The organism is Betaproteobacteria bacterium, from assembly GCA_016791345.1.
Taxonomy (GTDB): Bacteria; Pseudomonadota; Gammaproteobacteria; order Burkholderiales; family JAEUMW01; genus JAEUMW01.
Genome location: JAEUMW010000415.1, coordinates 1 through 10192, shown reverse-complemented (window position 1 = coordinate 10192; position 10192 = coordinate 1). Strand labels below are relative to the sequence as shown.

Below are 10192 nucleotides of genomic sequence, written 5' to 3'. Positions count from 1 at the left end.
TAGACCCTGAGCAGACATTCTCGGACAATCTCGGTTATGTTCTTTGAGTTAGATCAAACGGCTTGCCGAACGTTATTCGCAAACGCCGAGGGGCAAGCGGAAGATATGAATTGCGGGTTTCGACGTTCCCGGTCCTCCGGGGTCTGGGCGCAAATCGGGCCGCGGTGCTCGTCGAAGCGCGGCTCGACGTTGGGCTTTTCGCCAGTCCCAACAACCTGATTACCGAGAGCGATGGCCGGCGAGTAGGGCCTCGAGCCACCGTCCGCACTCATCCAGTGTTTCCAGGACTTGGGCTCACTTGATTAGTGACGAATCTCAGCTCATGTTCTGGCGGTGAACCGAAAGCCGTCATTTCGGGGCTGCCCAAGGGCAGAACCCGGAATCGAGGGGATCCTCTGCTCCGCTTCTGGATTCCAGGTTCCGCTACGCGGCCCCGGAATGACGAGCTGAAGTTCGTCACTAATCAGGTAGGCTCATGATGTTGATCGCAGCATTCGTCTTCTGCGTATTTGTCTACAGTCTGGTGTCTCGCCGGCTGGAACAGACGATTCTCACGGCCCCCATCCTGTTCACCGCGGCCGGGGCAGTCCTGGCGTTCTCACCCGAGGCGCTGAGCGAGGTGGGACTCGATCGCAAAGGCTTTCTGCTCGTCGCCGAACTGGGCCTGGTGATGACGCTCTTTACCGATGCCTCGCGCATTGCGCCGCGGTTGCTGAGAGGCCGCACCAATCTGCCGATCCGCCTGCTCAGCACAGGCATGCTGCTGACCATCGCGCTCGGTGCGCTATGCGCCATCGTCGTTTTCCGCAATCTCTCCTGGTGGGAAGCGGGCATCCTGGCCGCCATTCTCGCCCCGACCGATGCGGGTCTCGGGCAGGTGATCGTGGCGAGCCCTCTGGTACCGGAAAGGATTCGACAGGCACTGAACGTGGAGGCTGGCCTGAACGATGGACTGGCGGTCCCCTTCCTGATGTTCTTCATCGCTCTGGCGATAGCCGCGGAGGAGAACATGCTCGGCCGTGGGGTGCTTGCCCGATTTCTCTTCGAGCAGCTTGGGCTTGGAAGCCTGATCGGACTTAGCGTCGGCCTTGCCGGCGGCTGGCTGCTCGGGCTTGCCCACCGCAAAGGCTGGATGGCAGAGCCGCTCACGCAGCTCGGCGTCGTGGTGCTGCCGCTTGCCTGCGTGCTCGCCGCAGAGGAGAGCGGCGCGAGCATGTTCATCGCTGCATTCGTGGCCGGGCTCGCGACGCAGGTTGGTTTCAGCGAAGTCGGCAAGCACAGCGTCGAATTCACCGAAGAGTGGGGACAGCTCTTCGATTTTTTCGTCTTCTTCCTGTTCGGGTTGTTGGTCGCCCGGGCGTGGACCCAATTCAACATTGCTGTCGTGCTGTACGGCGTTCTGAGCCTGACGTTGATCCGCATGGTGCCGGTTGCGATCGCGCTGAGAGGCACGGGGCTCAGCCGGTCGACCGTGCTTTTCATGGGCTGGTTCGGCCCGAGGGGGCTTGCGTCCATCGTGCTCGGCCTGGTCTATCTCGAGGGCGAATTGAGTCTGGCTGGAGAATCGACGGTGCGGCTCGCCGTCATGGCGACGGTGCTGCTGAGTATCGTTGCTCACGGCCTTACCGCCGTGCCCGGCATCGAGCGCTATGCAAGAGCGGTCGCAGCGTTGAACAAGAGCGCGCCCGAACACCAGGCGGATCACAACTGATTCGATCCGGTTGGGATACCCGTGTTCGAGTCCGCTTTAGCCGGGCATTTCAACTATAATCCCGCGACTTTCTTTGCATCTCCTTCCAAGAAACCAAGAGGCCTTCGTGATCTCATCGCTACGCCAGCGCCACGAGTGGTGGCCCCGCCTGGGGTTCGCCGTGCTCCTCGCCGCCGCTCTGACGGCAGGCTGCAAGAAGGAGGAAAAGAAAGCGGAAGAGCGTCCACCGGTTGAAGTGACGGTGCTCAAGCTCACGCCGCGCGACACGCCGGTGAGCTTCGAGTTCGTGGGGCAAACCCAGAGTACGCGGCAGGTGCAGATCGTGGCGCGGGTCAGCGGCTTCCTCGACAAGCGCGTCTACACCGAAGGCAGTTTCGTCAAGGCCGGGCAGGTCATGTTCCTGCAGGATCCGAAGCCGTTCAAGGCACAGCTCGACGCGGCAAAAGGCGAGCTCGCCGAGCAGCAGGCGCGGCTGCAGGTGGCGCGCGACAACCTCGCTCGGGTAAAGCCGCTCGCTGCGCGGAACGCATTGAGCCAGCGTGAGCTCGACGATGCCACCGGCCAGTTCCTTGCCGCATCCGCCGCCGTGGAGACCGCGAAGGCCAACGTCGAGCAGGCCCAGCTCAACCTCGGCTACACGACCATCACCACGCCGGTGAGCGGGCTGTCGAGCTTCGCCAAGGTGCAGGATGGCCAGTACCTGAGCGGCAGCGGCGAGAGCAGCGTGCTCACCTATGTGGCGCAGACCGATCCCATCTGGGTGAACTTCAGCATTTCCGAAAACGATATGCTGCAAAGCCGCCAGGAGCAGGCGCAGGGTCTTTTGCGCATGCCTGCCAACGAAGACTTCGAAGTGGAGGTTGTGCTCGCCGACGGTTCGGTGTTCCCCAAGCGCGGGCGGATCACGTTCGCCAACGCCGACTACAACTCGCAGACCGGAACCTTCCTGTTGCGCGCCACGGTCCCGAACCCCGGCGCGGCGCTCCGTCCGGGCCAGTTCGTACGCGTTCGCATCCTGGGCGCGATTCGACCGAATGCCATCCTCGTACCGCAGCAGGCGGTGCTGCAGGGCGCCAAGGGGCACTTCGTGGTCGTCGTGGACAAGGAGAACAAGGCGGAGATCCGCCCGGTCCAAGTTGGGCCCTGGCACGGCAACAACTGGTTCATCACGATCGGTTTGTCGCCGGGCGAGACCGTGGTCATCGATGGCATGGTGCACCTCTCGCCGGGAGCACCGGTGAAGATCGTCGCGACCAAGACCGAGGCCGAGATCAGCACCGCCGGAGCGCCCGCAACGGCAGGAGCAGGGGGTGGAGTCGCGCCGACACCGGGCGCAGGCGGAACAGCCGCAGTATCGAGCGCAGCACAGCCCGCGACACCGCTGCCGGCGAAGATCTATTTCGCGAAGGGCACTTCAAGTCTCGATGCGGACGCGAAGGCCACCCTCGCCAACGTCGCGGCCTATCTCGGCGCGCATCCCGACGCGGTGATCGTGATCACCGGGTATGCGGACAAAACCGGCCAGCATGCGAAGAACGTCGTGCTGGCGAAGGAGCGGGCGAAGGCCGTCCGCAACACGCTCTTCGATCAAGGCGTGAAGGACACGCAGGTCAGCATGAAGCCCCCGGTAGACGTGACCGGTGGACCGGACGACAGGGAGGCGCGGCGCGTGGAGTTGAGCAGCGCACCCGCCGTGGCCACGGCCCAGACGAAGAAATAGCCGAGGGGTCGAGACCGATGTTCTCCCATTTCTTCATCGATCGCCCGATCTTCTCGGCGGTCGTCGCCATCGTGATCTCAATCGGGGGCCTGGTGGCAATGGTCAGCCTGCCGATCGCCCAGTTTCCGCAGATCACGCCGATCCAGATTCAGGTCACCGCAACCTACCCGGGTGCGAACGGTACCCTCGTCGCGCAAAACGTGGGGGCGCCGATCGAGCAGCAGGTGAACGGCGCCAACAACATGATCTACATGCAGTCGACGAGCTCGTCGACCGGCAATTACACCCTCACTGTCTATTTCACCATCGACACAGACCCGATGCTGGCGCAGGTCGACGTGCAGAACCGGCTGAGCCAGGCAATGCCGCAGCTGCCGCAGTCGGTGCAGGCGCAAGGCGTCACGGTGCAGCAGAAGAGCAACACTTTCCTCATGGTGCTGGCGTTTTTTTCACCCGACGGGCGCTACGACGCGGACTTCATCTCCAACTACACCAACGTCCAGATCCTTTCGACCATCAACCGCATCAACGGCGCAAACCAGGCTTCGATCTTCGGCGTCCCCGAGTACGCGATGCGTGTGTGGCTGAGGCCGGACCGGATGGCGCAGCTCGGCATCACCACCAGCGACATTGCGAACGTGGTGAAGCAGCAGAACCAGCAGTTCGCGGTGGGCCGCATCGGCGACCAGCCGACCCCCTACCCGGTGAAGCAGACTTTTCCCGTCACCACCCCGATGATCACCGAGCCGTCGCAGTTCGACAACATGATCGTACGCGCCGAGAACGAACAGGCGGCGATCGTTCGCGTGAAAGATATCGGATACACGACGCTGGGCGCGCAAAGCTATGCACTGCGCACGAGCTACCAGGGTAAGCCGGCGACCCTGATCGCCGTGTACCAGCAACCCGGGGCCAACGCGATTCAGGTGTCGAAAGACGTGCGGGCAACGCTGGCGGAACTGTCCAAGAGCTTCCCCGACGGCCTGGAATATCAAGTGGCGCTCGACACGACCAAGTTCGTGCAGGCATCGATCGACGAGGTCATCAAGACTTTCTACGAGGCGGTGGTGCTGGTGGTCCTGGTGGTGTTCATCTTCCTGCACAGCCTGCGGCTCACCATCATCCCGACCCTCGCCGTGCCGGTGTCGATCCTCGGCGCCATGATCGGCATGCTCGCCTTCGGTTTCTCGATCAACATGCTGACGCTGTTCGGCATGATCCTCGCCATCGGACTCGTGGTGGACGATGCGATCGTGGTGGTCGAAAACACCGAGCGCAACATGGTGCAGTTCGGACTCTCGCCCAAGGAAGCCGCCAAGCGCGCCATGGACGAGGTCAGCGGGCCCGTGATCGCCGTGGTGCTGGTGCTCAATGCCGTGTTCATCCCGGTTGCATTCCTCGGCGGCATCACCGGCGCGCTATACAAGCAGTTCGCGATCACCATTGCAGTCTCGGTCGTGTTTTCGGGCATCGTCGCGCTCACGCTTTCGCCGGCGCTGGCCGCGATTCTCATCAAGGCGAAGCACGGCGAGAAGAAAGGCTTCTTCAAGTGGTTCGACGTGACGCTGGAGCGCATCACCAACGGATATGTTGCCGGCGTGAAGTGGATCACACGAAGCTGGATAGTTGGCCTCGCCGCGTTTGCGCTGGTCGTGGCGGGGTCGGTGTGGCTGTTCAAGCTGCTGCCGACCGCGTTCGTGCCGCAGGAGGATCAGGGTTACATCTTCGTACCCTACTTCCTGCCTGACGCCGCCAGTCTCGACCGGACGAACTTCGCGGGACGGCAAGCCGGTGATTTCATGGCCAAGCAGCCTGCGGTCGCCAACGTCACGCAGGTGGACGGCTACAGCCTGATCGATTCCCAGAACAAGACCAATTTCGGTCTGTTGTTCGTCTCATTGAAGGATTACGAAGAGCGCAAGTCGCCCTCGCTTTCGGCTTTCGCGTTGATCGAGGAGGCGAAGCGAGCGTTCTACAACGTCCAGGACGGCCTGATCGTGCCGGTCAATCCGCCGGCGATCCCTGGCTTGGGCATCGTCGCCGGTTTCCAGATCTGGATCGAGCAGAAAGGGGCGGGCAACTTCGAGCAGCTCTCGGATTTGGTCGATCGGATCATCGCGAAGGCACGCACGCGGCCCGAGCTCGCCGGGGTGAACACGACCATTCGCGCGACCGGCCAGCAGCTCCTTGCTGACGTCGATCGCGACAAGGCCGAGGTGCTCGGCGTTCCGGTGCAGGAGGCCTACAACACGCTGCAAACCATGTTCGGCTCGCTGTACGTGAGCCAGTTTCCAAAGGACTCGCGCCTGTATCAGGTGATTCTGCAGGCGCAGCCGAAGTACCGCATGACCCCGGAAGACATCGGTCAGTTCTACGTGCGCAACCGCGACGGCGAGATGATCCCGCTCTCGGCGCTGGTCACCACGCGTTACGTCGTCGGCCCCGATCTCGTGACGCGCTTCAACAACTATCCGGCCATCGCAATCAACGGGGCGCCCGCTCCGGGTGTAAGCTCGGGTCAGGCGTTAGCCACGATACGCGAGATCACCGAAGAGATCCTCCCCCCGGGCTACGGCTTTGAATGGGCCGGAGAGGCGCGCGAGGAGGTGACCTCCGGTTCGACGTCTGCGATCGCTTTCGTCTTCGGCCTGATCTTCGTGTTCCTTATTCTCGCCGCGCAGTACGAAAGCTGGTCGCTGCCGGTGGGCGTCATGATGGCGGTGCCGTTCGCGGTGTTGGGCGCACTCGTCGCCATCGCGCTGCGCGGCATTCCGAACGACATCTACTTCCAGATCGGCCTGCTCACTCTGGTCGGTCTCGCTGCGAAAAACGCGATCCTGATCGTCGAGTTCGCGGTGGAATTGAACCGCAAGGAAGGCAAGTCGTTCTTCGACGCCGCGGCGGAAGCCGCCCGGTTGCGGCTGCGGCCCATCATCATGACCTCGTTTGCCTTCATCCTGGGGACGGTCCCGCTCGCCATCGCAACCGGCGCCTCGTCGAACAGCCGCCATTCGATCGGCACCGGCGTCATCGGCGGCACGCTGGCAGCGACGGTCATCGCGATTTTCTTCATCCCGATGTTCTTCTGGCTGCTGGAAACCGCGAGTCACAAGCTCTTCGGCGGCAAGAAGACGGAGCCACCGGCACCGACCGCCGGGGGCACCGCCCCCGCCGCGGCACCGCATGCGCCCCGCAAGGAGGACTGACATGCGCCGAGCCCTGGTCGCCGCGTTGCTGTGCGGACTGCTCTCGGGTTGTCTCGTCGGACCGGATTACGTGAAGCCAAAGGTCGATACGCCGGCGAAGTTTCTCTACGAGCCGAAGGAGGTCGCGGACACGGCCAATACCGAATGGTGGAAGCAGTTCGGCGATCCCGTGCTGGACGAACTCATCGCCGAGGCGCTCGCGAACAACCGCAATGTGCAGATCGCAGCGGCCAACGTGGAGCAGGCGGCGGGTCTGCTCACGCAGACGCGCGCGCCACTCTTCCCGCAATTCAACTACGATGCGAGCGCCGGGCGCTATGGGTTCTCGAACAGCTCCACCGTCGCGCTGCCGCGCGGCGTGAGCAATCCCACGAACGTGTTCACCGTCGGCGCGGGGGTGAGCTGGGAGATCGACTTATGGGGCCGCATCCGTCGGCAGACGGAAGCGGCACAGGCCAACCTGCTCGCCAGCAACGAGGCGCGCCGCGGCGTCGTTCTGACCCTGGTGTCGCAGATCGCGACGACCTACATCGAGTTGCGCGCGCTCGACGAGCAGTTGGTGATCGCACAGCGCACGCTCAAGTCCTACGACGAATCGCTCACCCTCATCAAGGACAAGTTCGAATTCGGCCAGGTATCGCAGATGAACGTCGCGCAGGCGCAGTCGCGCTACGAGTCGGCGGCCACCGAGATCCCGAACATCCGACGGCAGATCGCGATCACGGAAAACGCGCTGTCGATATTGCTCGCGCGCAATCCGGGGCAAATCCCGCGCGGCAAGAACATCTACGAGCTCACGCTCGTCACGGTGCCGGCGGGCCTGCCCTCCGATCTGCTGGAACAGCGACCGGATATCCTGCAGGCCGAGCAGCAGCTCATCGCTGCGAATGCGCAGATCGGTGCGGCGAAGGCGCTGTATTTCCCCACCATCTCCCTCACGGGCAACTTCGGTTATGCGAGCACCGACTTGGGCGACCTCTTCCAAGGTTCGTCGCGTGCGTGGAATTTCGCCGGATCGGTCGTCGGACCGATCTTCACCGCCGGCGCCATCTCGGGTCAGGTGGCGCAGACCGAAGCCGTGCAGAAGGCCGCCCTGCTCAAGTATCAGCAGACGATCCAGAACGCGTTCGCCGACGTGGACAACGCGCTCGTGTCGCGCCAGGAGCGCGGCGACCAGCTCGCCGCCCAGGAGCGCCTGGTCACCGCGCTCAAGGAATACGAAGAGCTCGCCAAGCTGCTGTGGGACGGTGGCTACGCGCCCTACTCCACGGTGCTGCAAGCGCAGGAGGAGCTTTTCCCGCAGGAGCTCAATCTCGCGGTGACGCGGGCGACGCTGCTCAGTTCGACCGTGGACATCTACCGCGCCACGGGCGGCGGCTGGGTAAACGAAGCGGACAAGCTGGCACCGCAACCGGTCGCGGGCAGCGGATGGTTCGCGCCGACACTGCCGTCCGACCAGCCCCCGTCGCAAGCCGCGACCACATCGCAGTGATGCCGCGGCGGGCGGGCGTTGATTGCGAGTTGCCGAAGGTCACTGATTACTGCGCCGTATAGCCCCCGTCGACCGTGACGCTCTGGCCGGTGAGGAAGCGCGCCTTGTCGCTCGCGAGAAAGACGATGGTCTGCGCGATTTCCTCGGGCGTCCCCACGCGCTTGGCCGGAACCCCCGAAATGAGTCCGGCCTGAGTCGCTTCGTCGCGGCCGGTGAAACGTTCGAACATCTCCGTGGCTATGGGGCCTGGCGCAACGGCGTTGACACGCACACCGGCAGCCGCCCCTTCGAGCGCAGCGCTCTTGGTCAGACCTTCGACCGCGTGCTTGCTCGCCACGTAGATCGACGCGCCGGGAAAGCCCACCTGCCCCGCGACCGAAGACAGGTTGATGATCGAGCCGGAACCCTGGCGGAGCATCACGCGCATCTCATGCTTGAGCGAGAGCAGGACGCCCAGCACATTGGCATCGAAGATCGCCGCATAGTTGTCGGTGGTCTGCTCCGTGATGGGTGCACCCTGGCCTTCCGTACCGGCGTTGTTGACGGCCACGTCGAGCCTGCCGAAGCGCTCGACCGTCAGGTCCACCAGGGCGCGTACCTCGGCTTCGAAGCGCACGTCGGCGCGCACGAACTCGGCCTGCGCGCCGAGACTGCGCAACTCGTCGACGAGAGCCCGACCGGCTTCGTCGCGGCGCCCGGAGGCGACGACGTGGGCGCCTTCACGGGCGAAAGCCAGCGCGGTGGCGCGGCCGATCCCGGCAAGCGCACCAGTGATCAGAACAACGGGTGTGGTCATTGTCGCGGCTCCTTTTCGAAAGTGTCACAAGTGCCAAGGATGCGGCCTGCCCGCGCGGATGTGCCACCATCCTTCATCTCGATAACCCCAATCTTCGCAGTTCTTCGCGGCACGCACTGCTGAATTCGCGCAGGGGATTCATCGCATCATTGTCGAGGATCTCCTCCACGTCGCGAAACGTCCTATTCGGCGCGACATGGGTTTCGAGGATCACACGCACCACCCTGTCGGCACTTTCGATGATTGCGGGCGATGAGATGACGCGCATACGGCGCACCAGGGCGTAGAGGTTGACCAGATTCGAGATTTCCGGCTGGTCGTGTTCGAAGGCGTCCGCATACCAGCGCGATGCTTCTTCGATGAAGTTCCGGTACAACTCCTCCCGCCGGTTCAGGTCTTGTACGAGCCGTTGCGATCTGAACTGCACATGCTGGGTAAGCCACGACGCCGACAACGTCGTGAGCCCCCCTATCATCGATCCGGCCAGCGCTGCAAAGGCTGAAAAGTAAGCAGGTTCCATCCATCGCTCCTCGCGGTACGGCATGAGATCGACTCGCCACGCCCGCTGACTCGAAACGAGAGCGGCGCCTCTGCGCACGCGGGGCATCCGGGTCCGGCAAACGACCTCGAATCACTGCTGACCAACGTCGCGTCGATCATAGATCGGTGTGTAGGACGCGCTTTCGGCAGCAGCCACCGGCGGCGCCAAGTCACCGGTGCTGAAGGCCAGTGTTGCCGCCGTCGCGAAGACGGCGCTCTGCGAATCGGTGTCGGTGGTGCGCGCCTTGACCAGCGCAGTCTGCGCATTCGTGACGTCGAGAAAGGTCGCGACCCCACTCCGGTAGGAGTCCATCGCCGCGTCGTAGGACTTCTCTGCCGCGGCAAGGAGGGCCAGCGCCGCCTCGCGCTTGCGCAGGGCGACCTTGAAATCGTCATACGCCTTGACGACTTGGCGCACCGTCTTGTCACGCGCGAGTTCGAACTCCTCCTCGGCGATGCGCCGCTGCGCCTTTGCGATGCCAAGCCGGCTGTCGCGCAGCCCGCCGTCGTAGAGGGGCAGCTCGATCGAGATCGCGGCGCCGTAGGTCGGGTCGTTCACGCTCGCCCAGCTGGGAATGTCGTTGGTCCGGATGCGCCCGATGTTCTGCGCGACATCGGCAGCGACCGCGATGCGCGGGTAGAACTCCGACTGCGCCTTGCGAATTTCCGCTTCGCGCGCCCGAATCACCGCCACGCGTGCCAGCAAATCGGGACGTTGCTCGAGCGC

Annotated in this window: 7 protein-coding genes; 4 read left to right on the top strand and 3 right to left on the bottom strand. The window is 63.7% G+C overall.

Going from position 1 to position 10192, the window contains the following annotated elements:
* Positions 1-475: 475 nt before the first annotated feature.
* From JNK68_15875 to JNK68_15860, 4 genes are all read left to right on the top strand, one after another.
* Entirely contained in the window at positions 476-1711 is a 1236-nt protein-coding gene (locus JNK68_15875; protein ID MBL8541822.1) for a cation:proton antiporter, read from the top strand.
* Positions 1712-1859: 148 nt separating this feature from the next.
* The gene (locus JNK68_15870) at positions 1860-3431 is read left to right on the top strand and encodes an efflux RND transporter periplasmic adaptor subunit (protein ID MBL8541821.1); all 1572 of its coding nucleotides are present in this window, start codon (positions 1860-1862) and stop codon (positions 3429-3431) included.
* 17 nt (positions 3432-3448) lie between these two features.
* The gene (locus tag JNK68_15865; protein ID MBL8541820.1) at positions 3449-6637 is read left to right on the top strand and encodes a multidrug efflux RND transporter permease subunit; all 3189 of its coding nucleotides are present in this window, start codon (positions 3449-3451) and stop codon (positions 6635-6637) included.
* A 1-nt stretch (position 6638) separates the two neighbouring features.
* Positions 6639-8129 carry an efflux transporter outer membrane subunit gene (locus JNK68_15860; protein MBL8541819.1) on the top strand — a complete coding sequence of 497 codons (1491 nt, stop codon included), beginning with the start codon at positions 6639-6641 and terminating at the stop codon, positions 8127-8129.
* A gap of 46 nt (positions 8130-8175) precedes the next feature.
* On the opposite strand, the gene JNK68_15855 is transcribed toward JNK68_15860, so the two are convergent.
* The 3 genes from JNK68_15855 to JNK68_15845 form a co-directional block, all read right to left on the bottom strand.
* Positions 8176-8925 carry a glucose 1-dehydrogenase gene (locus tag JNK68_15855; protein MBL8541818.1) on the bottom strand — a complete coding sequence of 250 codons (750 nt, stop codon included), beginning with the start codon at positions 8923-8925 and terminating at the stop codon, positions 8176-8178.
* Positions 8926-8998: 73 nt separating this feature from the next.
* Complete coding sequence (locus tag JNK68_15850) at positions 8999-9445, bottom strand: hypothetical protein (GenBank protein MBL8541817.1); 447 nt, start codon at positions 9443-9445, stop codon at positions 8999-9001.
* 111 nt (positions 9446-9556) lie between these two features.
* Positions 9557-10192, bottom strand: a 636-nt coding sequence (locus tag JNK68_15845) for a TolC family protein (protein ID MBL8541816.1), incomplete at its 5' end; no start/stop codon positions are given.

Bases quoted from the DNA above. Each gene is read 5' to 3' on its own strand.
- JNK68_15875 (MBL8541822.1), top strand. From the start codon at position 476: ATGATGTTGATCGCAGCATTCGTCTTCTGCGTATTTGTCTACAGTCTG.
- JNK68_15865 (MBL8541820.1), top strand. From the start codon at position 3,449: ATGTTCTCCCATTTCTTCATCGATCGCCCGATCTTCTCGGCGGTCGTC.
- JNK68_15860 (MBL8541819.1), top strand. From the start codon at position 6,639: ATGCGCCGAGCCCTGGTCGCCGCGTTGCTGTGCGGACTGCTCTCGGGT.
- JNK68_15855 (MBL8541818.1), bottom strand. From the start codon at position 8,925: ATGACCACACCCGTTGTTCTGATCACTGGTGCGCTTGCCGGGATCGGC.
- JNK68_15850 (MBL8541817.1), bottom strand. From the start codon at position 9,445: ATGGAACCTGCTTACTTTTCAGCCTTTGCAGCGCTGGCCGGATCGATG.